Source organism: Rhizobium sp. 'Codium 1', assembly GCF_020889605.1.
GTDB classification, from domain to species: domain Bacteria; phylum Pseudomonadota; class Alphaproteobacteria; order Rhizobiales; family Rhizobiaceae; genus Allorhizobium; species Allorhizobium algae.
The window spans coordinates 158,898-180,775 of the sequence record NZ_JAJGPW010000008.1 but is presented as its reverse complement, the minus strand read 5'-3'; the positions used below and the strand labels follow the sequence as shown (position 1 = coordinate 180,775).

Here is a 21,878-nt window from a genome sequence, read left to right as displayed (position 1 = left end):
CGCGTCTCACCCGGCCTTGTGAAGAATTAGCCGCTCGCGCTCCCGCAGGATGCGTGTCCATTCGGGATGGAAATTGCTGACCTCGAGCATTTCGCGCACGCTGTCCCGGTCGATGGGGCGGGCGAAGAAGTATCCCTGGCCGGCCCTGCAGTCCAGCGACAGCAGATGCTCGGCCTGCCCCTGTTCCTCGATGCCTTCGGCCACGACCTGTATGTCGAGCCCTCTGGCGATATCGAGCAGGCCGCGCGTGATCACGCTTCCGCTGCCGGCATCCGCCAGGCGACGGACGAAACACTTGTCGATCTTGATGATGTCGACGGGGACCGTGAGCAGGTGGGTCAGCGAGGCAAAGCCCGTTCCGAAGTCGTCGAGGGCCACCTTGATGCCTGCTTCGCGCATCGTGTGGATCTCTTCAGCCACGACATTGTCCTTCTGCGCGAGATAGACGGATTCCGTGACCTCGGCCACGATATGGTCCGGAGAAAGCCCGGCGCGGCCGAAACTGTCCACGATGCGCTTCGTCAGCCCGCCGCGATGGAAGTCGGCAGCCGCGAGGTTCAGCCCCACGCGCGCGAATTTAAGCCCTTCACGATGCCAGTCGCCGGCGGCGGTCGAAATGCGTTCCAGCATGCGCTCAGTAATCTCGATCGCCACATGGGCGTCTTTCATCGCCTCGTGAAAATGCGCAGCCGCAACCAGGCGGCCGTCCGGCATTTTCATCCGGCAGAGCGATTCAAAACCCGTGATGCGCCCGGTCGCAAGTTCGATCAGCGGCTGGAAATGTGCATCGATCCGGTCTTCACGCAGCGCCTGGTCGACCTCCTGCACCGAGCGGAAACGTTTGGCGATCGCGGTGCCGAGACCCGGCTGATATTCGACGTAGCGGCCACGTGCCCGTTCCTTCGCGTGATAGAGCGCGTAGTCGGCGTTCTGTCGCACCTGTTGCGGGCTCCGCTCCACGCCGGCCCGGGCACCACCCAGCGTCGCGGCCGGATAGATCAGGTGCCCCGCGCAATCGGCCGGTTCCTTGATGCGGGCAATCAGCGTATCGGCAAGAGCCGCCGGATCGGTCGTTGCGATGCAGGGCACGATTACGGCAAATTCGTCCCCACCGAGACGGAAGGCCATGCCGGGCGCCGCTTCCTGCTTCATGCGTTCCGCCACGACCTGGATCAGATCGTCACCCGCGCCGTGGCCGAACGTGTCGTTGACCATCTTGAGGTTGTCGAGATCGACAAGCATCAGGGCCCAGTCGGGCTCGCGCCGGGAAACTTCGTTGATGACCTCGGTGAACCGGCTGCGATTGGGCAGGCCGGTCAGGCCGTCTGTATCGGCCATGCGCCGGCGCTCGGCCATGCGCTGGTCGCGTTCGATGGCAATGGCGCAGAGATGCACGCAGGCGCTGACGATCTGCCGCTCCAGGTCCGACGGCCCGCGGATGGTGCGGTAGTAGAAGGCGAAGGTCCCCAGCACTTTGCCCGAGCCGATGATCGGCGTCGACCAGCAGGCCCTCAGCCCGAGTGGCAGGGCGAGTTGCTTGTAGGGCTGCCAGTATTCATGGGTGTCGATATCCTCCACCAGAACCGGCTCGCCGTGATAGGCCGCCGTTCCGCAGGATCCGACCCCGTGGCCGATCGCGACGCCGTCGATGGCGGAAATGTATTCGAGCGGAAGTGAAGGGCCGGCCAGATGGCGCAGCCGCCGCTCTTCGTCGAGCAAGAGAACGGAGCAGACGATATCATCCGTCATGGTCTCCACTTCGCGGCACAGATAATCCACGGTCTCAGCCAACGACTGCCCTGTCGCGATTTTCTCGAGGATGATGTTCTGCAAGGGTAGAAGCATGGGACCTGCAACATGTTGACTGCCGCAGACTAGATCAGGGGAGCCCTAAATAGACATTACGACCATTCGAAAGCTCTGATGTTGGTTTCCGGATCATTAATCAAATCACCCGGGGCGTCCCGATTTAGCCGCCGGCCATGCGGTTCCCGGAAAGCGTCAGATGCGGGAAGGACGTATCCCCGTCTTCGAGCGCACCACTCACCCGGTCTTTCCAGCGATATCCGACGATGGCGCCTCCCGTGGCCCCATCCACGATATTGTTGCGGATCACAGTCTCGCCAGCGCCTTTCACCACACTCACTCGCATGCCCTCGGCGCTGCCGCGCAGGATATTGTCACTGACGATGACATTGCGCAGATAGGGTCCCCAGCCAATGGCGAGTGCCGCCGTCTCGGCGCCATCGACGAGATTGTCCGTCACCAGCGTATCGGCCTCGACCGAGATGCCGAAACCGAAGCTGCTCACTGTGGGCTCGTAAGGTCCCTTGTCGACAATGCCGCGCACGATGTTGCCGCTGACCGTCGAGAGCCGCCCCCCATGATCGAAATTGGCGACCGAAATGCCGATCGCCGCCCCATCGATGAGATTGCCCTCGATCAGCGCCCCCTCGAATTCGAACTCGGCATAGATGGCGGTCTCGCCGGAGCGGAACGCCTGATTGCCGCTGATCGTGATGTTGGAGGCGGAATTGGCGCGGATTGCGGAAAATGCGCAGTCGGAGACGTGGTTGCCGGAAACCAGCACATTGTCGGCCCGGAACACATTGATGCCGTTGCCATATTGTCCGGTGCCGCCATTGGTCGCGCCGATCCGCGCCACCCGATTGCCCGAGATCACGCTGCCGTCCTCGCCCTTGGTCCAGCGATGCACGAGAATGCCGCCATTGCCGCAGTCGAATATCTCGTTGTTACGCAGCGTGAAGGCCTTGCCCTCGATCGACCAGATCCCCGCTTCCGCCGCCCCGGCCACCCGGGTCGTCTCGATGCGACCGCCGGAACGTGCGAGATAGATGCCGCATTTGCGGCTGCCGATGATCTCGCAGGCTTCGATCATCACATCGTCGACGCTGCGAAAGCCGAGGAGCCCCTCCGTATAGTCCGCAAGCCATCGATTGGCGCCATCGAATGTGATGCCCGAGAGGCTGACCCGTCGGATGTCCTGAGCTGCGATGAGATGCCCGTCGCCGCGATAGACGAGCCGTGTCAGGCCTGGAATCCCGGTCAGCCGACTGCCGTCGCGCAACTCCAGATTGGCCACCTCATAGGTGCCGGCTGGCAGGAAGACCGGTTGTCCGACGGCCGCCGCCCGGTCGATCAGGGTCTGCAGCTTGCGGCTCTGGTCGTCCTCGGTTCCGGGCAGGATGCCGGCCTCTGCCGCATCGAAACCGCCCCGCAGTTCCGCCATTGCCAGCGTCTGTGCCAGGGGCGCGCGGATGCTCACGGGCAGGCCCGCAGTGGCGAGCAGCCCGCCCAGTCCTGCAATGACCGAGCGTCGTGAGGGCATCTTGTCGTTCCGTTCGAGACGATTGGATATCGCTGCGAACTTGGCGGAACGGGCCTCTGGCGGCAAGAAGGGGCTTAAAACAGTGTTAACGCTCCAGATGAAGATCTTCGCCTTTGGTCTGGGGACGTCATCGCAAGGAGTTGAGCCAGATCAAGGAAAGGGGCCCGGATGCGCCTAAGGTGATCCTCGAAAGATAGGAACACGAAGGAAAACGATCATGCTTCGTCTCGCTGCAGTCCTCTACATTCTTGTCGCCAGCGCCGTCGGCGGTGCGGCGGTGATCACGGTTCTGTCGCTCGACATGCGTGAAGGCTGGCAGATCGCAGCCGCCTTTGTGGCGGGTCTGGTGATCTCGATCCCGATTGCTGCCGTGCTTGGCAAGAAGATCTACAATGCCCTGCAAGGTCCAAAACCCGTCTGACCTCACGCCATTCCGGCAAAGCCGGAAACCGGCTTCGCGTGCGAAGTGGCGTGAATACGGAGAGAGATCGCATTGATGGCGAACCTGCTTCGCCAGGCAGGCTTCAGACTTTCGATATGGGACGCAAACCCTTTCGGTCCTGGCGGAGTGGAAAGGGCGGTGGATACCAGTCCCATGGCGACCGGCCGGCATTTTCTCGGGGGAGGGCGTGCCGGTCGGATCGATTCTGCCGTTTGTCGATTTCGTCCGTCGGCTTTCGTCATGTTCGATATGGTCGACCTGCGCCGCGAACCCTTCGTTGAACCTCAAATGGAGGCGCCTGAAAGCCTCCGTGTCCGCCCCTCCGGCTGTCACCACCCGGATTGCCTTTAAGCCGCGTGCAAATCCTGCGCCGAGGCGCGAGGCTGACCTTCGGCATAAGCTTCGCGCCAGCCGCGCCTGACAGATTGCGGCCTACGACGTCAGTGTGATCAGGTGCAGCATGTCCAAGGTTTCGAGCTCATCATCGGCAAGGCCGCAGTCTTCGGTCGCAAGGCGGGTTCTGTCGCTCGGGCTCGGCACTGCGCTGGTCGGCTCGCTCTCGGGCTGCATCCTGATGACCGACACCAGCCGCATGAACATCGACGTCTTCCAGGACGAGGTCGCCCCCGTCTGGTACGATCCGGCCCGCACGCCGCCGGCCGCCGATCAGACGGCGCCGCAGAAGCGCGATCTCTACAAGACCCAGTTCCATCAGACCTATGGCCTGCCCGTCAGCAATCCGCTGCACCGGACCATCTACGGCCTGATGGTCGATGATGGCCACACCCTGCCGCCGATCCCGCTCGACCGCGTCCGCTCTGACATGCTGCGCCACGAGGTGGACTACCAGACGGCGGAAGCGCCCGGCACCATCGTCGTCGACACCAAGGCGCATTACCTCTATCTGGTCCAGCCCGGTGGCAAGGCGGTCCGCTATGGCGTCGGTCTCGGCCGCGATGGTTTTGCCTGGTCGGGCAGGGGTGTCATTCAACGCAAGGCCAAATGGCCGCACTGGACGCCGACCGATGACATGGTCGAGGCCAATCCCAACCTGCGCCCCGTTTCCGCCGAGCGCGGCGGTCTGGTCGCCGGTCTCAACAATCCGCTCGGTGCCCGTGCGCTCTACATCTATCAGGGCGGCAAGGACACGCTCTACCGCGTGCACGGCACGCCCGACTGGCAGTCGGTCGGCAAGGCCACCTCGTCTGGCTGCGTGCGCATGTTCAATCAGGACGTCATCGATCTCTTCGATCGCGTGCCCGACAACACCCCGATTGTTGTCATTTAGCGACAGTCGTTTGCGACGGGATCCATCTCTCCAAAACGTGAGCGGGGGTCGGCGTTGCATTAAGTGAAGCTTTCCTGTTTGCATCGCATCATCGCGGAACAAAGCGCACCTCCCGGCGTCTTCCTCCGCAGCGCTGCCACAGGAAATTTGTAACCTACATGTCTTCAATGCCTCCCCTGACCCGCCGTTCGCTTCTGTCGTTGACAGGCCTCGGAGCCGCCTCGCTGCTCGCAAGCTGCACCACCTCCCGTCCGCTCCCTCCCGGCGTCCGCCTCGATGGTCCGGCCGTCCCCGCCGCCCCGAAGGGTCGCACGCCCGAACTCGACGCCATGTATGGCGAAGTCTATGACGGCGGTTTCGTCATTCCGGCCGTCCCTTACTGGAAGATCCCCGACCGCTTCTATCGCCAGCAGGTCGTCGATCCCACCGGTGAGGCCCCCGGCACGGTTGTCGTCGATACGCCAAACCGCTTCCTCTATCTCGTCGAACGCGGGGGCACCGCCATGCGTTACGGCGTCGGCATCGGCCGTGACGGCTTTTCCTGGGGTGGCGCCGGTGTGATCCAGTGGCGCCAGAAGTGGCCGAAATGGACCCCGCCGGACGAGATGATCGCCCGCCAGCCGGAACTGGAGATCTATTCGGTGCGCAACGGTGGCAAGCCGGGCGGTATCGACAACCCGCTCGGTGCCCGCGCGCTTTACATCTTCCAGAACGGACAGGACACGCTCTACCGCCTGCATGGTTCGCCGGAATGGAATTCCATCGGCAAGGCCGTCTCGTCGGGCTGCGTGCGCCTGATGAACCAGGACGTCATCGACCTCTATGAGCGCGTGCCGAACAAGGCGAAGATCGTCGTCCGGCAGTAACGGCCGGCAACGCCGTTCAGCGATTTCAGCACAGACGAAAGGCCCCGCCGGCAAACCGACGGGGCCTTCCTCATATTGGCCTGTGTTCCGCGCTGGCGGAGGTCAGGCGGCCTCGAGCGCCTTTTCGATGTCCTGAACCGTATGGCCGGTCAGGTCCTTGTCGAGTTCGCCGATCAGGACGGCCGAAAGCTGCTTGTGATAGCCCTTGCGCATCTCGCCCAGCGTCCGCGGCGCGGCGATGATGACGAGGTTCTTGATCTTGCCGTCCAGCACATGGCGGTTCAGCATGTCGGTGATGCCGCTGCCGAAACCGTCTTCCTCCTGCTGGCTGTCGTCAGGATTGGCGGCGCTGCTGGAATGACGGTTGCCGGAGGTGATCTTCGAGCTGTCGATCTCTTCCGCCGGCATGGCCTTCAGCTTGATATCAAGCGCGTTGCCCTCGTTCTGGAAAAGGCTCAGCTTCTCGCCGTCGGCGACGGCAATGACGGTGTTCTGGGGCACTTGCATGAAAGTTCTCCTTGCTGGTCTGTGCGAGGTCCACCGAAGGTGGCGCTGCCGCAGGTGACCGGAGGACAACCCCTCGGGCTTTTGATCGTTCCTTCATCGCAGGCCCCGATCGCCGGCATGGCAATCCGACCTCCTGCCTTCGGCCTCACCCCCGACAGCGAAACGGGCTGAAAGAACTCGCAGCCCCGGCATTCATGGTGGCAATGGTCAGCCCGTTGGCGACCTCGATATCGGTATCGGTCTCCGGACAGGCATCGACATCGGCGAGGCAGCCGCTGTCGATAAATTCCCGGTTCCGGGCCAGGAAACGGTCGGAGGCACCGTCATGCCCGACGTGGTCGAGGATGTCGCCGAGGGCCCTGGCATAGACCTCGCATTTCGTCCGTTGCCAGTCCGACCGCCCCTCTACCGTCGTGCCGGCCTCTTGCGCCCATGCCTGGGCGTTCAACATCGTCATCGAAACGACACCCGCCGTCAGACAGACAAGGGCGAGGCCGAGACGGAAAATCGCGTGGCCCGTCGTCGTCGCATGGCCGGTCATTGACCGTATTCCGCAAAGATCGCAGCACCAATCTCGGCAATGGCGGCATCCCTTGTCTTCAGCGGGTGCTTTCGCCCATCCATGTAGATGGCGACGACCAGTGGAGCACCCTCCGGCGGTCGCAGAAGGGCGATGATGCCGCGCGTTCCGTGGCCACCGGCACCGCTGCGGTCGGCGATCCTCCAGCCCTTCGGCAGCTTGGCGCGCAGCAAGCCGCCCGCCACGGCATTCGCCGCCATCCAGGATTCCAGCTGGTCCGCGGCCTCAGGCTCGAGCGCACCGTCCAGCAGCAGCCGGCGCAGGGTGCTGGCCATGGCCTGCGGCGTGGTCGTGTCGCGCGGATCGCCGGGGGTTGCCTGGTTGAGTTCCGGTTCGTATCGGTCGAGCCGTGTCGTGCCGTCGCCGGTGCGCCGCAGAAAATCCGTCAGCGCAGGTGGACCGCCGATCGCTTTCAGGACGGTATTGGCAGCCGCATTGTCGCTGGTGCGCAGGGTGATCTCGCAGAGCGCACGGGTGGAAAGGCTCGTGCCGACCCGCTTTTCCGTGACGGGGGAATGCGGGCGCAGATCTGCCTGGCGGATCCTGTGTTTCTTGTCGAGCACGGCGTCGCCGGAAGAGAGGGCAGCGGCGCAGGCGAGCGCCTTGAAGGTGCTGGCCATGGTAAAGCGTTCACCCGCCCGGTAGCCGTGCATTGCGCCGGTGCCGGTATCGATGACCGCAAAGCCGACGCGCATGCCGAGCGTCGTCTCGACGCGCTCTGCGGCTGCTGTCACCGGATCGGCGTCCTTGACCTGCGCCGACGCCGGCCCGGGCGCATGCAGCAGTGCCGGCAGGACAATGCCCAACAGAAGGGCGGTCATGCGAAATGGCGTGATAGGTCGGATGCTTGTCATGCGGTTCTCCCTGTCGCGCCTTCCAGATTGAAGGCGAACAAGGCAGGAGCGAGGCGCAGCGATGACATGCCGGGCTCCCTTCCGTGTCCGATGACGGGGCGGAATTTCCGCTTTCCGCTCAGCCTCTGTGGCCGGGGATGATCCCGACCTCAACGCTCGTGCACGGTCTCCAGCTGGTCCTTCAGCCGGTTCAGGCTGTCGCGCAGGCTTTCGATCTCGGCAATGTCGCAGCCGGTCTGGTTGCCGATCGTCGAGAAGACCTCCAGCGCCCGGCGTTTCAGCGCCCGGCCTTCCTCCGTCAGGGTGATGAAGACCACGCGTTCGTCAGCCGCATCGCGGCGACGGGAGACATACTGGATCTGTTCGAGCCGCTTCAGGAGCGGCGAAAGCGTGCCGGAATCGAGCCCCACCTTTTCGCCGAGCGCCTTTACCGAAAGGTCGTCCTCCTCCCACAGCGCCATCATCACCACATATTGCGGATAGGTGAGGCCGAGCGGCGTGAGCAGCGGCTTGTAGGCGCGCGTGAAGGCATGTGCGGCGCCGTAGAGCGCAAAGCACAGCTGCTTGTCCAGCCTTAGTTCCTTTTCGAGTGTTTCGTCGGTCATGGCCCTTGATGAACCCCCTTCGGCATCTATTGTTTCCACAGTGGCCAAAACTGGCGCACATTTCAATGCGCAAAAAACAATTGTGCACAATTCAATTGTGCTCTATATAAACATTACCAACCGTCAAACAAGGAGAACACCCATGGCAATCCTCTATACCGCGCACGCCCATGCCACCGGCGGCCGCTCCGGCCACGGCGTAAGCGACAACGGCGTACTTGATGTGACATTGACGACCCCGAAGGAAATGGGTGGCGACGGCGCGACCGGCACCAATCCCGAACAGCTGTTCGCCGTCGGTTATTCCGCCTGCTTCCTCGGCGCGCTCAAGTTCGTCGCCTCGAAGGAAAAGGTGAAGATTCCGGAAGACGCCAAGGTGCATGCCGCAGTTGGCATCGGCCCGCGTGAAGACGGCGGCGGTTTCGGCATCGAGGTCAAGCTCACCGTCGAAGTGCCCGGCCTTGACCGCGAGCTGGTCGAGCGCCTCGCAGCCGCAGCCCATATCGTCTGCCCCTACAGCCACGCCATGCGCACCTCGACCGAAGTGCCGGTCACGGTCGCCTGATCGCCTGGCCCCTTTAAGATCCACCGCCCGAAGGCCGGCCTTGTGCCGGCCTTTTTTTGCGTCAGCCGCGTTGCGGAGGTATGGCTTGCTGGACACGGGGGAGGTGGCCAGAGGAAGATGCGGAAGTCTCGATGATCTCTGAGCCTTGCTCGGCCGTCAGCGCGTATCGGCCGCAGCAAAATGCGCCATCTGATCGGCATGGGCCTGGATGAAGGCGGGTCTTGCGGTGGCCCGGGCAACATAGGCCTGGCAGGCAGGATAATCTAAAAGGCCGCCGAGCCGCCCGACGAGCCGCAGCACATCCGCCATGGCGATATCGGCGATGGAAAACGAACCGGCAAGCCAGTCGCCGCTCGACAGCACCGCCTCCATGCGCGAGATCCGCGCGGACAGAAAGCCCACCAGGGCTTGCGGAATGCCGCCTTCCGGCTTGGAGAAGGTCAGGATCGACCAGGGCAGGCTGGCCGCCTCGACGGAATTGAGGGCTGCGAACAGCCATTCCGTCACTTTGGCCCGTCCAGCCGGATCGCCCGGCATCAACAGCTCGCTCCGGCTGCCCAGATGCAGCAGGATCGCGCCGGTTTCGAAGATGGAGAGTTCGCCATCGGTCAACCAGGGAACCTGCGCGAAGGGCTGGTGCGCGAGATGGTCCGCCTCGCGCTGGCGAAAGGATGTGCTGGCGACCTGATAGGGCAGGCCGGCTTCTTCCAGTGCCCAGCGTATCCTGAGGTCGCGCACATAGCCGCGCGGCAATTCCGGCACCCAGTCATACGTCGTCAGCGTGATATTCGTCATGGCGTTCCTTCGTTGCCTCTTCCGTGCGGTGGAAAAAAGCCCGCGGGCGCGACCGGATGATGGCCAGCCGCCGGGTGTGGTGGAGCTGGATCAGCCGCTCACCTCCGTCAGCCCCTGGCGCAGCACATGCGCGTCGCTCGTCATCGTCGCTTCGATGGCGGCATGCACATCTTTCCAGATCGGGACGGCGTCCGAAAGCGCCAGACTGCCCTCGGGCGTCAGCCGCAACCGCTTGCCGCGCCGGTCCTTCGGGTCAGGCTCGATGGACACCCAGCCGCGCGCCGACAGCGGCTTCAGGGCGGCCGTCAGCGTGGTCCGGTCCATGGCCAGAAGTCTGGCAACAGGGCCCATCGGCGGCGGTTCCGGCCGGTTCAGCGCCATCATCAACGAGAACTGTTGGTTTGTTAGTCCGACAGGCTTCAGCGCCAGATCGAAGCGGCGTCCAAGCGCTCGGGCTGCGCGCTGGGCATGCAGGCAAAGGCAGGTGTCTTTGATGTGAATGGTGGTGGAATAGGGAATCAGTGGCCCGTTTGACATGGAATAAATATGTTGATATCAACATATATGTCAAGAGGAGGACGGCAAGATGGACTGTCAGGTTGTTTCGCGGGAGGAATGGCTCGAAGCCCGCAAGGCCCTGCTCGCTAAGGAGAAGGAACTCACCCGCCATCGCGATCGCGTCAATGCGGAGCGCCGCGCCTTGCCCTGGGTGCGCATCGACGAGGACTACCGCTTCCAGACGCCGAAGGGGGAGGTGCTGCTCGCCGATCTCTTCGAGGGGCGCAGCCAGTTGATGATCTATCACTTCATGTTCGGCCCCGACTGGGAGGCCGGCTGCCCCGGTTGCTCCTTCTTCGGCGACCATATCGATGGCATGCTGCCGCACCTGAACAACCACGACGTCACCTTCGTCTGTGTCTCGCGCGCCCCGCTCGACAAGATCGAGGCCTACAAGCGCCGGATGAACTGGATCTTTCCCTGGGTGTCCTCCTTCGGCAGTCAGTTCAACTACGATTTCCACGTCTCCTTCACGCCCGAGCAGCTCGCCTCGGACACGGTCAGCTACAATTTTCGCGACACGCCGCGCGAGCAGGCGCATGATGAACTGCCCGGCCTCTCGGCCTTTTACAGGAACGAGAAGGGCGAGATCTTCCATACCTATTCGCAATATGCCCGTGGAGGCGAAGAGGCTCTCGGGACCTTGATGATCCTGGATCATGCACCGCTCGGTCGCAACGAGACCGGCACGCTGAGTTTCGTGAAGCGCAAGGACGAATATGCCGCTAAGCCGGTAGAAAAGGCCGGCTCCTGCCATTGAGGGAGACTGCATGATGGAATTCCCGAAGCCTACCGAACATCACCGTTTGCTCGAGCGCCTCGTTGGTGATTGGCTCTATGTCACCTCGACCGGCCACCCGGATTACGATCCCGATGATCCAGCCAAGCGCTGGACTGAAACCTTCCGCTCCGTCGGCGGCCTCTGGATGGTGGGCGAAGGTGAGGGCGGCATGCCGGATGGCAGTCGCGCCACGATGATCATCACCCTTGGCTACGACCCGCGGCTGGGTCACTATGTCGGCAGCTGGGTCGGGTCCATGATGGACAAGTTCTGGGTCTACAAGGGCTGGATCGAGGATGACGGCCAGACGCTCGTGCTCGAGGCGGAAGGCCCGAGCATGCAGGACCCCGAGCGCACCGAGCTTTATCGGGATGTCATCCACTTCATCGATGATGACACCAGAACCTTCTCCGGCAGCGTGCGTCAGCCGGACGGGACTTTCAAGACCTTCATGACCAGCCAGGCAAAACGCGCCGGCTGAAGGCCGGCCACAAGGAGAGAGGGACTGCGCATGCATGGCACATTCATCTGGCACGAACTGATGACACCTGACCCCGCCGCGGCGAAAGCCTTCTATGGTCCGCTGCTCGGCTGGGAGCCGACCGACATGCCAATGGAAGGCTTCACATACACATCGTTTGCCCTCCCCGGATTTCCCTCTGGTGTCGCCGGCATGATGGCATTGACCGAGGAAATGAAAGGGCAGGGCATCCCGCCCAACTGGACCGGCTATATCGCCGTCGATGACGTCGATAAAACGGCTGCGGACTATCAAAGGGAAGGTGGCGTGATCTGCCGTCCCCCGGAAGATATCCCCGGCGTCGGCCGCTTCGCTGTCGTTGCCGATCCGCAAGGTGCCGTCGTCTGCATCATGACCCCGATGATGGAAGATAGGAGCACCGGCACCTGGCCCACCCCCGGCAGCACCGGCACCGTCGGCTGGAACGAGCTCATGGCTGGCGACTGGGAAAAGGTCTGGGACTTCTACGCCGCCCGATTCGGCTGGGAAAAGGACATGGCCGTCGACATGGATGCCATGGGCATCTACCAGACCTTCAAGCTCGGTGATCGCGGCATTGGCGGGATGATGACCAAGCGCCCCGAAATGCCCATGGCCTATTGGGGATACTATTTCATCGTGCCCGGGATCGATTCGGCGGTCGAGAAGGTCAAGTCGCTTGGCGGCGAGATCCTGATGGGTCCCCATCAGGTTCCCGGCGGCTCATGGATCGCCGCCTGTCAGGATCCGCAGGGCGCTTACTTCAACCTGACGTCAGCCACGAAATGACGCGCAAAGGCCGGAGTGGCATATTGCCATCCGGCCTTTGTCGAATTCTGCTGTAAGGGTCCGCATTCGCTGGCCTCAGCCGCGCTTCACGGCCTTTTTCACCGCGCGCTTTTTCGGTGCGGGCGCGTTTTCGGCCTCGACGGCTTCGCGCTGCATGCGCAGCGCCTTCAACGCCTCGGTCTTGCGTTCGCGCGCAGTGGCTTCCGCTGCGATCAATGAACGCGCGACGCTGTCGGTGGTCGCGGCCTTGTCCTGCGGCGAAACCTTCTCAGGCTTGAAAAACGTATCTTTGGTAGCGTTCATCTCGGAGTCCTTCCTGCAGCCTGGCTGCCTGTCTCGGCATGGGGGTGAGGTCCGGCGGCCCTGGCCCGAGGAAATGGTCCGATGACCGTGGCCGGTGACCGAAGCCGGTGACCGAGGAAAGGCCGGTGGCCTTCCTCCTGGTCGGACATCCGCGCGCCCGAGGGCGCACGGAGGGGGTCGGATCAGCGTGCGCCGCGAACGGCAGCCTTCTTCGGAGCCGGAAGCAGGCCTTCGCGCTGCATCTTCTTGCGCGCCAGCTTGCGCTGGCGGCGAATGGCTTCAGCCTTTTCGCGCACGCGCTTTTCCGACGGCTTTTCGAAGGCGCTGCGAGCCTTCATTTCGCGAAACAGGCCTTCGCGCTGCATCTTCTTCTTCAGCACGCGGAGCGCCTGGTCGACATTGTTGTCACGAACGAGAACTTGCACGGTCGTTTCCTTTCCGGGCGTCGAGCCCGATTGATCTGGTGTTGCGAAAAAGGGGATACTGCAGGCTAACGCGCCACGCCCCGGCGAAGATCCCGAAAAATCGGGTTTGGCCCATCGCATACAGGAGTTGCGTCAGGCGAACAATAAAAAAGGCCGGGCGAAACCCGACCTTTTGTCGCCACTCAGCCCCGCTGCGGTACGTCCGTGGTCAGCGGGGCGAGCGACAAATCTTTAAGCGGCGCGCAGGTTGTCGGCCGAGCTCTTGCCCGAACGCTTGTCCTGAACGATGTCGTAGCCGATCTTCTGGCCTTCGACGAGATCGCGCATGCCGGCGCGCTGAACGGCAGAGATGTGGACAAACACGTCGGCAGAGCCTTCATCCGGCTGAATGAAGCCAAAACCCTTGGTGCTGTTGAACCACTTTACGGTACCTGTGTTCATAACGATTTCCTTTCAATCGTTGGGCGTGCCGCCGAGACATTCGACGGCTGGTATATCGACGTTGAAGGAAATCTGGCGTGCGCCGGGGCGCGTAGACAAAGTCGCTCGCAATCTTCGATGGCGGCAATATAGTGGGTGCGAGCCTCGCTGACAAGCAAAAATGGCCATTTGCGCCGGGGCTGTGGCAATTGCGACTGTATGGAGCCCCAAGTGCCCGACAAATCGGGATTCTGGCAAAGGGCGCTGTCAGCGTCGGCAAGGCGCCTTATCCGCACTCCTGCGCGAAAATCCTGAAACCTGGCTGCGGATCTGCCACGGGCGGGTCCACACAAAAACAGTACGACGATTCTCTCAGCGACCTTGCTGGGAGTGGCATCATCCGGCCACCCTTGCCGTCAGGGCAGACTGTCGGCGCAACGGCTCTCTCTCATCAACGGCCGTTCTCCTGATCTCCGCCACGGCACCGCTTGCCGGCAGCTTCACCTTTCCGGCCGATCAACCCGCCGCAACCGTGGAGATTCCGGATGACTGGCAGCCGACCGTGACCGACGACGGGATCGAGGGCAATTCGCCTGACGCCGGCACCTATATCTCCTTCGACATCGCAGGCATTGAGGACATGGAGCAGGTCATGACCGATGTCTTCGCCTTCCTGGAGGAGAATGGGGTGACGGCGGATCCGGGCGCCCAGAAGGAAACCGAGGATGAACTGAACGGCATGCCCTTCCAGAGCATCGAATGGAAAGGCACGGACAAGGACGGTCCCGTGTCGATCGGCGTCGGCATCGTCGCGCTCTCGGCAGACGGGGATCGCCATCATCGCCTACTGGGCGTCGACCGAGACCGAGGAGGAGAACCTGCTTGAAGTCGGCAAGATCCTCGCCACGCTCAAACCGGCAAAATAAGGTCGGCCGACACCGATCGCGATATCACGGAAAACTGCGCCCCGTGCCGGACCGGGCCGGGGCGGATCGTGACGGGCTCTGGGCCGGGTTGCGGCCCGGCGAAATGCCGCAGTCGGTTTCGTTTCCGAGTTCCATAGCGACAAGCCGGCGGCGATCTGCTAGGAGAGCGCACCCGTTCCTGGAGTGACGGGCGATCTCTAAGCCACGAAAGCCAGCCGACCATGACCATTGCTGCGGGCCTCTCCTTCGGATGCCCCGTGTCGCGCGCCCCGATTTTGGGCGCATCCAGCCCCTCCGCCGCCTTTCCCGATCATGCAAACCTTTCGGAGGCCGGCCTGTGAGCGCTGCATTCGATTACCGCGAAGATCAGACCCCCAAGGACGAGACGCCCGATGCCAAGGCCTGGCTGAAGATCGTCAATGCCTATCGCAAGCCGAACCTGACGCGTTCGAGCGTCGAGCTCGCCGTCACCCTCGTACCTTTCCTGGCTCTCTGGGCCGGTGCCTGGGCGAGCTTCCAGTTTGCCTTCTGGCCGGGTCTCGTCCTGGTCGTTCCGGCCGCCGCATTCCTGCTGCGCCTCTTCATCATCCAGCATGACTGCGGCCACGGCGCCTTCTTCGCCCGCCGCTCGGTCGACGACTGGACCGGTCGTCTTCTGGGTGTGCTGACCTATACGCCGTACGACTACTGGCGCCGCGCGCATGCCGAACACCATGCGACCGCCGGCAATCTCGATGAACGCGGCGTCGGTGACATCACCACGCTGACCGTTGCCGAATACCGCGCGCTCTCGCCGCTCGGCCGCCTCGGCTATCGCCTCTACCGCAATCCGATCGTCCTCTTCGGCATCGGTCCGATCTGGGTTTTCCTGCTCAAGCAGCGTCTGCCTTTCGGCATGATGAAGGATGGCGCTCTGCCCTGGGTCTCGACCATGGCCACCAATGCCGGCATGGTCGCTATGGCCGCGCTGATGATCTGGATCGCCGGCCTCGATACCTTCCTCGTCGTGCATCTGCCGATCGTGCTGCTCGCCGGTGCACTCGGCATCTGGCTCTTCTATGTCCAGCACCAGTTTGAAGACACCCATTGGTCGAACTCGCCGGAATGGCAGTTCCAGCATGCGGCCCTTCACGGCGCCTCGCATTACGACCTGCCCTGGGGCCTGCGCTGGCTGACCGGCCATATCGGCGTGCACCATGTGCATCACCTGTCGAGCAAGATCCCCTTCTACCGTCTGCCCGAAGTCCTGCGCGACCATCCCGAGCTGAAGACCATCAGCCGCATCACGCTGAAGGAAAGCTTCGCCTGCGTGAAACTCGTTCTCTGGGACGAGGCCTGTGGCCGGCTGGTATCGTTTCGGGAAGCGCGACGGATGGCGGTGGCCTGAGGCCGCGCCTCTCCTTACGGTCCAGGATCAGTTGACGCCCGTCGCTCCGCAAGCGGCGGGCGTCTTGTTTTGTGGGCGCAGCGCCACCGAATCAGCTCTTCGCACCCGTTTCCCATCCTGCGACCCAGAGCTTGCGCAGCCGGTCCCCTTCACGGCGGAAGTGGTTCCCCGTCGCCCGACAGGCGCTGATCCGGTCGGCGCGGAAATTGCGGAGCGCGCCGCGCAACTCGCACCAGCCGACGATGACTTCAGCCTCGGCATAATGGATCACTGCGATCGGCCGGATGCGCCGCGTCGTCGCCTGTTGCTGTTCGTTCACATAATCGATCTCCAGCTTTTCCTCATCGCGGATGGCGCGGCGGATCATCGAGAAGTCAATCGCATCGGGCGCCTCGGCCACCCGTCCCCAGGCATAGAGCGAGCGCGACACGATCGCCTCCTTGAGCGGCCCCGGAACCGCCGCCGCGATCTTGTCGAGCACGCGCAGTGACGCCTCGCGCAGCTCCTTGTCTGCCGTGCGTCGGGTCAAGGCCATGCCAAGCACGATCGCCTCGGTCTCTTCGGCGGTAAACATCAGCGGCGGCAGGTGAAAACCGGGCCTGAGGATGTAACCGACGCCGCGTTCACCCTCGATCGGAACGCGCATCGCCTGGAGTGCCGCGATGTCGCGGTAGATCGACCGCTGCGTCACCTCCAGCTTTTCTGCGATCTGTTGCGCCGTTATCGGGTGGGCAGCAAGCCTCAGGGTCTGGATGATCTCGAACAGCCGGGACGCCTTGCGCATGGGTCAGACCTCATCTCAACTGACACAGCTTTGTCAGTAGCCCTTGTCTAAATCATCTCCAACACATTGAAAACAGGCGGTTCCGACCGGGCTGTCTGCGCAACTGAGGAGATCCTACTGACATGACCTATGCCGAAAACCTCTGGCTCTTCACCCTCTTGCTCGCCGGCATCATCATCGTTCCCGGCATGGACATGATCTTCGTCATCGCCAATGGACTGACGGGTGGTCGCCGCGCAGGCATTGCCGCGACGTCGGGCATCATGCTCGGCGGCGCCTTCCACACGCTCTTCGGCACGATCGCCGTTGCGGCGCTCTCGACGTTCGTGCCCCAGCTTGCCGGCCCCATGCTGGTGATTGGCTCCGCCTACATGATCTGGATCGGCTACACGCTGGCGAAAAGCGCCATCGTCATCGACGGCATCGAGGCGTCGAGGCTGTACCGGACGGCGCGCATCTTCACCCAGGGCCTCATCACCTGCCTGCTCAATCCGAAAGCCTGGCTCTTCATTCTCGCCGTCTATCCGCAATTCATGCGCCCCGAATACGGGCCCTTCTGGCGCCAGGCCCTCGTCATGGGTGCGCTCACCCTGCTCTTGCAGGCGCTGGTCTATGGCGGGCTCGCCTTTGCTGCGGCGAGGGGCCGGGAGGCGCTGGTCTCGAAGCCCGCGATTACCATCTGGCTCGGCCGCGCCGCCGGCTGGCTGCTGGTTGCCGTGGCGGCGCTTATGCTGATCGAGGGGTGGCGCAGCTGGTGAGATGAGGTGGGAAGGGGCGGGGCCTAAAGCCCCACGGCCTTCCGCAAAGCCTTGTTCATCCGTGACTGCCACCCGTCGCCACTCGCCTTGAACCGGTCGATGACCTCCTGGTCGAGCCGGATGCTGATCGCCTTCTTCGGCGTCTCGGCCTTGGGGCGCCCCAGCTTGCGGTCGATCGACGCGGCAAGATCGGGAAAGACCTCGCGGAAGGGGCGGAGTTCTTTCAGTTCCTCGTCGGTCAGTTCGGGATTGTCCGGATCCGACGCAATCATTGCCTGGATCTCGGCCTCTTCCGCATCTGTCAGCGGACGGGCCGAGGAGAATTTGTTCTTCATGGCTCGCTCCTTTCCTTCCGGCTGGCTGGTCGCATGGAGATGATCGAGATCGCTTCACGTCCCATCGGCAGAAAGACGACCGCGATGATGATCCGGCCCTGAACTCACCGATTGCGATCGCCCGACCGGTCTTTGCCGTCCGGATCGATGCGTTCAGAAAGAACGACATGTCGAGATCCGCGAAGTCCAGCCGGTGCTTCGCCAGATTCTGCTGCCGCTTCGGTTCATCCCAGACGATCACCATATTTTATGTATATACGGAAATTCCGCAAGCCGGCATCCTGCGTTTTTGGGGGAATCCGCTCAGCCCCTTGCTGGCAACAGGATCACCGCCGCCCCGGCGAGGCAAATCGCAGCGCCGGTCAGATCGAATCGATCAGGCCGCTGTCCTTCAATCATCCAGAGCCAGCTCAACGACGCCGCGATATAAACCCCGCCATAGGCAGCATAGGCCCGACCCGCCGCATCCGATGGCACCAGCGTCAAAAGCCAGGCAAAGAGGGCGAGCGAGGCAAGACCCGGCACGAGCCAGAGGGGCGAGCGGTCGAGCTTCAGCCAGGCCCAGAAGGCAAAACATCCGGCAATTTCGGCAAGTGCGGCAAGGGAATAGATCACCAGGGTCATGGCGCTGATCTTCTCATGTCACGAAGGCCTGCGAAAGGGCGGGGAAGACTTCAGCCCGAACGACCCTGCAGGTTCAGGACGTGACAGACCCGCGGCAAGAGGTCCGCCTCTTTCGGGAAGCAGACGAAGAAGCCCTGCACGCTGTCGAAGCCGAGCTGTACGGCACTTTCCATCTGGTCCTCGTTTTCCACGCCGGCAGCCGTCACGATCATGCCGAGATCGTGGCAGAGGGCGATGACATGGCGCACGATCGCCTTGTCGACGGGACTGGTGAGCGCGCTGCGCATCAGCGAATGGTCGATCTTCAGGCGCTGGAAGCTGTGATTGCGCAGTGCCGAAAGCCCGGCATGGGTGGCGCCGAAATTGTCCATCGCAAGCGCAAAGCCGCAATAATGCAGCGCCTCGAGCGCCAGGCTGACCGGCTTGGCGAGCGGGCCGTAAAAGGCAGGCTCGGCAACCTCGATCTCCAGCATGTCTGGCGTCAGGCCGAAGTCCTGCACCATGTCGGTCAGGCGCAGGGCAAAATCCCCCGCACACAGGTCGAAGGCCGTGGCATTGACGCTGATCCGACCGAAATCATGCCCCTCGGCCCTCCAGCGCGCCGCCTGGCGCAGCGTGGTCGAAAGCACGAAGTCGCGGATCGACAGCGACAGCATCGGATCGTGGAAGACGGAGCGGAAATCCTGCGCGGCCGCCAGCCGGTCAGGCCCCAGACGCCAACGCAGCAGGGTCTCGACGCTGTCCACTTCGCGCTGATCGACGGAATAGGTGGGTTGATAGGTGAGTTCGAAGCGACCGCGTTCAAGCGCGCGCTTTGCATTGTTGACCAGAACGATTTGATCCAGAGTGCTGTCCAAACTCGACCCCATGAACCCACAGGGCCATTGCCCGTGAATTGTATCAACGCACATCATATATCAGGCTTAGTTGCTCGGAGGTGAACAAAAACGCTGCGGAAACGGCGAGCTTTTGTCACTCAGTTCTTGTCGCCTGCGGAAAAACGCAAGCGTCGGCAGGGCGGTGAGGCATCTGGAAACGATAGATCTCGCGCGTCCTCTCAGGGCACCAGCGTTTGCGCGATCTTGAAGCGTTTCGTGGTCTCGCCCGCCTTGTCCCCCGGTTTTTCGAAATGAAACACGAAGGTTTGCACGGCCTCCAGCAGGCTGGTCGTTGCCATGAAACGTTGCCGGTGTGGTTTCTGATGCGGCTTGCCGATCTCGGCCAGCATGATGGCAATGTTGCGCTTCGGGTCCTTCAGTTCCGCTTCGGGAAAGCCGGTGCCCACCCCACCATTCTGGTTCAGCTGGAAGAGCCCGAAGCTGCGTTCGCCGTTCAGATTTTCCGCGGCCGGGTTCAGGCCCGATTCGGCGATTGCATTGGCGATGGCCGCGATCTGCTGGATCGCGCCGAAACCCGCCGCTGCGAATCCCTCCGCGATCAGGCTTGCGATCGCCCTGCGCGAGGCAGGGATATGGGGGGAGTTCAGGTTGATGCCTGTGGCCGGCAGGGCAGGGCCGAAGTGCTCATCGAGCTTGGCGATCATCTTGTCCACCTCCTCGCGAACCGGTCCGCGGCTCGCCGCGAGCGCGGCCTCGAGGTGGTCTCCGACCAGGCCCAGCGAAGTCTTGCCATCGCGCGACAGAAGCGGCTTGTCGCGGCCATCCAGATTGGCGGCATCGATCTTTTCGGAGGCCGCCTTGCGCCGCGCCACATCGAGGATATCGGCGAGACCGGTTGCCGGTGTCGCAATGGCAAGTGCAGCGGCCTCTGTTCCCAGAACCTGGGCCAGCAGAAGTTCCGCCATGCTGGGCTGCCGCGAGAGCATGTCGGCCAGCGCCCGCTGTCGGGTCGAGGCCATCGCCGCAAAGACCACCATCTGCGCGCGCCAGCGCGTGATGTGGTCTGACGAATATTCGATCTTCCATTCGGGCTGGACGGCATTGAGCGACCATTCCTGTCTGGAAAATCCGATAGGGCCGAAACGTGAACCGTCATCGGTCGCCCAGCCGGTGACATTGCTCCGAAGCTGCGCCACGGCCATCAGATAGAAGGCGTTGATGTCGAAAACGCCGGCCAGATCGACGCATTCCCAGGCGACCTCCTCGCGGCTGAGGGGACCGAGAGAATCGGACGCCTTGTCGATGGCGCCGTCAGTGGTCCAGCCCTCCTGGCCGGTTTCCTTCACCCTGATCTTCGTCCAGGGCAATGTGCTGTCGTCCAGCACCTCGACCACCGTGCCATGTTTGAGCGCGGTTTCGGTCGGTGCACCGCCGGCCGTCTCCCGGAGTGTCCGATCTGCAATCATGATGGCCATGGCATGTCCTCCTGATGACGTTTCTGCTGCGGATCGATCGTCGGTGTGGTCAGGCCGGGGTGAAGGGTCTCGCAATTCCCCGGCCCGCCATCAGCGAGACTGCTCTCCCGCGTCGAAAGCATCCCTGACGCCGCGTTGCGCGCAGGTTTTCCCGGCGGCGAGGTCCGCCTCCTCGGTCAGCATCTCGACTTCGGCACTGTTGATGCCACTCGTCTCCGTATCTGGTCGCAAGACGTTGCGGCCCAATAGAAACTGCCGGATCGCCTGATCCGTGGCAGGTCCCGGCTGCCCGTCGCTCGGCACGCAGACAAGCGCCTGGATGCGCTTCAGTCTTTCGGTGGAAATCAGCGCGCTGAACCGGGGAACGTCGCGGCGCGGGCCCTGCGGCGGCAGGGGTGTCGTGGCGCTTGTCGGCTCCTGAAGGGCTGCGGCGACCTCGGGATCGCGCTCGCTTCCGACCTTGACGCCGACACTGCTGGCGCCAGGCGCGCTCACCGGCACGGCGGTTGCCGCTCCGACATGCTCCACGAGCGAGGCCTCGATGGTCGCCGGCAGGCAGAGGTCGAGATAGCCGCGAACATATCCATAGGCAGACGCCGGTCCGTTGATCCCCGACTTCTGCTGTGCCGCCCCTTCGCGATAGGCACGCGACAGCTTGGCCACGAAGGATTTCGTCGTCGCTGGCGGCAGTTGGTAGAGATAGGTGCCGCTGACAATGTCGGTGAGGCTGGAGGCGAGCCCGAAGGCTTGTGCAACGACCGCCATGGAAAGCTGGGAGGCCTTGGTTGCAAAGAGAATGGCATTCGTCGTCTGCCCGCCGACCGAAAGCGTCGACCGGATTGCGTCCTTGCGCCTGTTCAGCTTGAAGAGACGATCGAAATAGGCCGAGCAGGCATCGTCGACATAGTTGAAGCCGGCGAGCGTCACGTCATACCATCCCGCCTCCACGTTTCCGTACCCGGCATCCCGGCGAAGCCCGTCCAGCACGGTTGAGCGGTTGCTGCTGGCCGCCTCGACGCTCGGGCCCTGCAGGACAAGGCGCGATCCCGTCAGCCAGATCCACAGCACCATTGCATCCGCCGAGACAGAGCGGAATCAGTGCAAAAGTGAAGCGTGCGCGCGGT

General features: G+C 63.0%; 27 protein-coding genes and 1 pseudogene. 10 read left to right on the top strand and 18 right to left on the bottom strand.

The features are described 5' to 3' along the window. Positions 1-6: 6 nt before the first annotated feature. Both LJE98_RS18370 and LJE98_RS18365 read right to left on the bottom strand, forming a co-directional pair. On the bottom strand, positions 7-1,845 hold the full coding sequence (locus LJE98_RS18370) for a putative bifunctional diguanylate cyclase/phosphodiesterase (RefSeq protein WP_229576709.1): 1,839 nt from the start codon (positions 1,843-1,845) through the stop codon (positions 7-9). Positions 1,846-1,969: 124 nt separating this feature from the next. After that, on the bottom strand, positions 1,970-3,349 hold the full coding sequence (locus tag LJE98_RS18365; protein WP_229576708.1) for a TIGR03808 family TAT-translocated repetitive protein: 1,380 nt from the start codon (positions 3,347-3,349) through the stop codon (positions 1,970-1,972). 217 nt (positions 3,350-3,566) lie between these two features. Here LJE98_RS18365 and LJE98_RS18360 point away from each other — a divergent pair, with 217 nt between their 5' ends. The 3 genes from LJE98_RS18360 to LJE98_RS18350 all read left to right on the top strand — a co-directional run bounded on the left by LJE98_RS18360 (position 3,567) and on the right by LJE98_RS18350 (position 5,945). Further along, a complete protein-coding gene (locus LJE98_RS18360; protein ID WP_229576707.1) occupies positions 3,567-3,770 on the top strand; it encodes a hypothetical protein in 204 nt (67 codons plus the stop codon). Between the two features lie 481 nt (positions 3,771-4,251). Further along, positions 4,252-5,079, top strand: a complete 828-nt coding sequence (locus LJE98_RS18355) for a L,D-transpeptidase (protein ID WP_229576706.1) — start codon at positions 4,252-4,254, stop codon at positions 5,077-5,079. 158 nt (positions 5,080-5,237) lie between these two features. Then, the gene (locus LJE98_RS18350) at positions 5,238-5,945 is read left to right on the top strand and encodes a L,D-transpeptidase (protein WP_229576705.1); all 708 of its coding nucleotides are present in this window, start codon (positions 5,238-5,240) and stop codon (positions 5,943-5,945) included. Between the two features lie 102 nt (positions 5,946-6,047). On the opposite strand, the gene LJE98_RS18345 is transcribed toward LJE98_RS18350, so the two are convergent. The 4 genes from LJE98_RS18345 to LJE98_RS18330 form a co-directional block, all read right to left on the bottom strand. Further along, entirely contained in the window at positions 6,048-6,452 is a 405-nt protein-coding gene (locus tag LJE98_RS18345; RefSeq protein ID WP_229576704.1) for a host attachment family protein, read from the bottom strand. A gap of 145 nt (positions 6,453-6,597) precedes the next feature. Beyond that, positions 6,598-6,993 carry a hypothetical protein gene (locus LJE98_RS18340; RefSeq protein WP_229576703.1) on the bottom strand — a complete coding sequence of 132 codons (396 nt, stop codon included), beginning with the start codon at positions 6,991-6,993 and terminating at the stop codon, positions 6,598-6,600. After that, the gene (bla, locus tag LJE98_RS18335; protein WP_420710172.1) at positions 6,990-7,853 is read right to left on the bottom strand and encodes a class A beta-lactamase; all 864 of its coding nucleotides are present in this window, start codon (positions 7,851-7,853) and stop codon (positions 6,990-6,992) included. Before bla ends, LJE98_RS18340 begins: the two co-directional genes overlap by 4 nt. Positions 7,854-8,035: 182 nt before the next feature. Next, positions 8,036-8,491 (bottom strand): MarR family winged helix-turn-helix transcriptional regulator, encoded by a 456-nt coding sequence (locus tag LJE98_RS18330; RefSeq protein ID WP_229576701.1) that lies wholly within the window; start codon positions 8,489-8,491, stop codon positions 8,036-8,038. 142 nt (positions 8,492-8,633) lie between these two features. Between LJE98_RS18330 and LJE98_RS18325 the strand changes: the two genes are divergently transcribed. Next, positions 8,634-9,056: an organic hydroperoxide resistance protein gene (locus LJE98_RS18325; protein ID WP_229576700.1), complete on the top strand. Its 423-nt coding sequence runs from the start codon at positions 8,634-8,636 to the stop codon at positions 9,054-9,056. A 156-nt stretch (positions 9,057-9,212) separates the two neighbouring features. Here the strand turns inward: LJE98_RS18325 and LJE98_RS18320 are convergent, their stop codons facing one another. After that, entirely contained in the window at positions 9,213-9,851 is a 639-nt protein-coding gene (locus LJE98_RS18320) for a glutathione S-transferase family protein (RefSeq protein WP_229576699.1), read from the bottom strand. Positions 9,852-9,941: 90 nt separating this feature from the next. Then, positions 9,942-10,388, bottom strand: coding sequence for a MarR family winged helix-turn-helix transcriptional regulator (locus tag LJE98_RS18315; protein WP_229576698.1), 447 nt, complete (start codon positions 10,386-10,388; stop codon positions 9,942-9,944). Positions 10,389-10,437: 49 nt separating this feature from the next. On the opposite strand from LJE98_RS18315, the gene LJE98_RS18310 reads away from it, so the two are divergent. From LJE98_RS18310 to LJE98_RS18300, 3 genes are read left to right on the top strand one after another with little or no spacing between them, the layout of a single operon-like run. Next, on the top strand, positions 10,438-11,169 hold the full coding sequence (locus LJE98_RS18310) for a DUF899 domain-containing protein (RefSeq protein WP_229576697.1): 732 nt from the start codon (positions 10,438-10,440) through the stop codon (positions 11,167-11,169). A 13-nt stretch (positions 11,170-11,182) separates the two neighbouring features. Next, positions 11,183-11,671, top strand: coding sequence for a DUF1579 domain-containing protein (locus LJE98_RS18305; RefSeq protein ID WP_229576758.1), 489 nt, complete (start codon positions 11,183-11,185; stop codon positions 11,669-11,671). Between the two features lie 30 nt (positions 11,672-11,701). Next, complete coding sequence (locus LJE98_RS18300; protein ID WP_229576696.1) at positions 11,702-12,478, top strand: VOC family protein; 777 nt, start codon at positions 11,702-11,704, stop codon at positions 12,476-12,478. Positions 12,479-12,553: 75 nt separating this feature from the next. Here the strand turns inward: LJE98_RS18300 and LJE98_RS18295 are convergent, their stop codons facing one another. The 3 genes from LJE98_RS18295 to LJE98_RS18285 all read right to left on the bottom strand — a co-directional run bounded on the left by LJE98_RS18295 (position 12,554) and on the right by LJE98_RS18285 (position 13,647). After that, positions 12,554-12,781 (bottom strand): hypothetical protein, encoded by a 228-nt coding sequence (locus LJE98_RS18295; protein ID WP_229576695.1) that lies wholly within the window; start codon positions 12,779-12,781, stop codon positions 12,554-12,556. 182 nt (positions 12,782-12,963) lie between these two features. Next, positions 12,964-13,206 (bottom strand): 30S ribosomal protein S21, encoded by a 243-nt coding sequence (gene rpsU, locus LJE98_RS18290; RefSeq protein ID WP_102021643.1) that lies wholly within the window; start codon positions 13,204-13,206, stop codon positions 12,964-12,966. 231 nt (positions 13,207-13,437) lie between these two features. Then, on the bottom strand, positions 13,438-13,647 hold the full coding sequence (locus LJE98_RS18285; RefSeq protein ID WP_006727165.1) for a cold-shock protein: 210 nt from the start codon (positions 13,645-13,647) through the stop codon (positions 13,438-13,440). Positions 13,648-14,188: 541 nt separating this feature from the next. On the opposite strand from LJE98_RS18285, the gene LJE98_RS18280 reads away from it, so the two are divergent. After that, complete coding sequence (locus LJE98_RS18280) at positions 14,189-14,512, top strand: hypothetical protein (protein WP_229576694.1); 324 nt, start codon at positions 14,189-14,191, stop codon at positions 14,510-14,512. A gap of 377 nt (positions 14,513-14,889) precedes the next feature. Next, complete coding sequence (locus LJE98_RS18275; RefSeq protein ID WP_229576693.1) at positions 14,890-15,939, top strand: fatty acid desaturase; 1,050 nt, start codon at positions 14,890-14,892, stop codon at positions 15,937-15,939. Positions 15,940-16,030: 91 nt separating this feature from the next. Here the strand turns inward: LJE98_RS18275 and LJE98_RS18270 are convergent, their stop codons facing one another. Next, a complete protein-coding gene (locus tag LJE98_RS18270) occupies positions 16,031-16,723 on the bottom strand; it encodes a helix-turn-helix transcriptional regulator (RefSeq protein ID WP_229576692.1) in 693 nt (230 codons plus the stop codon). A 122-nt stretch (positions 16,724-16,845) separates the two neighbouring features. Between LJE98_RS18270 and LJE98_RS18265 the strand changes: the two genes are divergently transcribed. Next, a complete protein-coding gene (locus tag LJE98_RS18265; protein ID WP_229576691.1) occupies positions 16,846-17,481 on the top strand; it encodes a LysE family translocator in 636 nt (211 codons plus the stop codon). Positions 17,482-17,504: 23 nt separating this feature from the next. Here LJE98_RS18265 and LJE98_RS18260 read toward each other — a convergent pair whose 3' ends face one another. From LJE98_RS18260 to LJE98_RS18235, 6 genes and pseudogenes are all read right to left on the bottom strand, one after another. Then, positions 17,505-17,816: a BrnA antitoxin family protein gene (locus LJE98_RS18260; protein WP_229576690.1), complete on the bottom strand. Its 312-nt coding sequence runs from the start codon at positions 17,814-17,816 to the stop codon at positions 17,505-17,507. After that, positions 17,813-18,060, bottom strand: a pseudogene (locus LJE98_RS18255) (BrnT family toxin). The gene LJE98_RS18260 and the pseudogene LJE98_RS18255 overlap by 4 nt, the downstream one beginning before the upstream one ends. A gap of 59 nt (positions 18,061-18,119) precedes the next feature. Then, entirely contained in the window at positions 18,120-18,440 is a 321-nt protein-coding gene (locus LJE98_RS18250) for a YnfA family protein (protein WP_229576689.1), read from the bottom strand. Between the two features lie 50 nt (positions 18,441-18,490). Further along, on the bottom strand, positions 18,491-19,297 hold the full coding sequence (locus LJE98_RS18245) for an EAL domain-containing protein (RefSeq protein ID WP_229576688.1): 807 nt from the start codon (positions 19,295-19,297) through the stop codon (positions 18,491-18,493). A 200-nt stretch (positions 19,298-19,497) separates the two neighbouring features. Continuing rightward, positions 19,498-20,754: a phage tail tip lysozyme gene (locus tag LJE98_RS18240; RefSeq protein WP_229576687.1), complete on the bottom strand. Its 1,257-nt coding sequence runs from the start codon at positions 20,752-20,754 to the stop codon at positions 19,498-19,500. 90 nt (positions 20,755-20,844) lie between these two features. Continuing rightward, the gene (locus LJE98_RS18235) at positions 20,845-21,825 is read right to left on the bottom strand and encodes a hypothetical protein (RefSeq protein WP_229576686.1); all 981 of its coding nucleotides are present in this window, start codon (positions 21,823-21,825) and stop codon (positions 20,845-20,847) included. Positions 21,826-21,878: the final 53 nt, after the last annotated feature.

What these genes read in the sequence shown, in the direction of transcription:
- LJE98_RS18320 (WP_229576699.1), bottom strand. Translation starts at nt 9,851, where the DNA reads ATGACGAATATCACGCTGACGACGTATGACTGGGTGCCGGAATTGCCG.
- LJE98_RS18300 (WP_229576696.1), top strand. Translation starts at nt 11,702, where the DNA reads ATGCATGGCACATTCATCTGGCACGAACTGATGACACCTGACCCCGCC.
- LJE98_RS18265 (WP_229576691.1), top strand. Translation starts at nt 16,846, where the DNA reads ATGACCTATGCCGAAAACCTCTGGCTCTTCACCCTCTTGCTCGCCGGC.
- LJE98_RS18345 (WP_229576704.1), bottom strand. Translation starts at nt 6,452, where the DNA reads ATGCAAGTGCCCCAGAACACCGTCATTGCCGTCGCCGACGGCGAGAAG.
- LJE98_RS18365 (WP_229576708.1), bottom strand. Translation starts at nt 3,349, where the DNA reads ATGCCCTCACGACGCTCGGTCATTGCAGGACTGGGCGGGCTGCTCGCC.
- LJE98_RS18325 (WP_229576700.1), top strand. Translation starts at nt 8,634, where the DNA reads ATGGCAATCCTCTATACCGCGCACGCCCATGCCACCGGCGGCCGCTCC.
- LJE98_RS18370 (WP_229576709.1), bottom strand. Translation starts at nt 1,845, where the DNA reads ATGCTTCTACCCTTGCAGAACATCATCCTCGAGAAAATCGCGACAGGG.
- LJE98_RS18355 (WP_229576706.1), top strand. Translation starts at nt 4,252, where the DNA reads ATGTCCAAGGTTTCGAGCTCATCATCGGCAAGGCCGCAGTCTTCGGTC.
- LJE98_RS18270 (WP_229576692.1), bottom strand. Translation starts at nt 16,723, where the DNA reads ATGCGCAAGGCGTCCCGGCTGTTCGAGATCATCCAGACCCTGAGGCTT.
- LJE98_RS18340 (WP_229576703.1), bottom strand. Translation starts at nt 6,993, where the DNA reads ATGACCGGCCATGCGACGACGACGGGCCACGCGATTTTCCGTCTCGGC.
- LJE98_RS18305 (WP_229576758.1), top strand. Translation starts at nt 11,183, where the DNA reads ATGGAATTCCCGAAGCCTACCGAACATCACCGTTTGCTCGAGCGCCTC.
- LJE98_RS18235 (WP_229576686.1), bottom strand. Translation starts at nt 21,825, where the DNA reads ATGGTGCTGTGGATCTGGCTGACGGGATCGCGCCTTGTCCTGCAGGGC.
- LJE98_RS18350 (WP_229576705.1), top strand. Translation starts at nt 5,238, where the DNA reads ATGTCTTCAATGCCTCCCCTGACCCGCCGTTCGCTTCTGTCGTTGACA.
- LJE98_RS18295 (WP_229576695.1), bottom strand. Translation starts at nt 12,781, where the DNA reads ATGAACGCTACCAAAGATACGTTTTTCAAGCCTGAGAAGGTTTCGCCG.
- LJE98_RS18250 (WP_229576689.1), bottom strand. Translation starts at nt 18,440, where the DNA reads ATGACCCTGGTGATCTATTCCCTTGCCGCACTTGCCGAAATTGCCGGA.
- LJE98_RS18240 (WP_229576687.1), bottom strand. Translation starts at nt 20,754, where the DNA reads ATGGCCATCATGATTGCAGATCGGACACTCCGGGAGACGGCCGGCGGT.
- bla (WP_420710172.1), bottom strand. Translation starts at nt 7,853, where the DNA reads ATGACCGCCCTTCTGTTGGGCATTGTCCTGCCGGCACTGCTGCATGCG.
- LJE98_RS18285 (WP_006727165.1), bottom strand. Translation starts at nt 13,647, where the DNA reads ATGAACACAGGTACCGTAAAGTGGTTCAACAGCACCAAGGGTTTTGGC.
- LJE98_RS18360 (WP_229576707.1), top strand. Translation starts at nt 3,567, where the DNA reads ATGCTTCGTCTCGCTGCAGTCCTCTACATTCTTGTCGCCAGCGCCGTC.
- LJE98_RS18330 (WP_229576701.1), bottom strand. Translation starts at nt 8,491, where the DNA reads ATGACCGACGAAACACTCGAAAAGGAACTAAGGCTGGACAAGCAGCTG.
- LJE98_RS18310 (WP_229576697.1), top strand. Translation starts at nt 10,438, where the DNA reads ATGGACTGTCAGGTTGTTTCGCGGGAGGAATGGCTCGAAGCCCGCAAG.
- LJE98_RS18315 (WP_229576698.1), bottom strand. Translation starts at nt 10,388, where the DNA reads ATGTCAAACGGGCCACTGATTCCCTATTCCACCACCATTCACATCAAA.
- LJE98_RS18260 (WP_229576690.1), bottom strand. Translation starts at nt 17,816, where the DNA reads ATGAAGAACAAATTCTCCTCGGCCCGTCCGCTGACAGATGCGGAAGAG.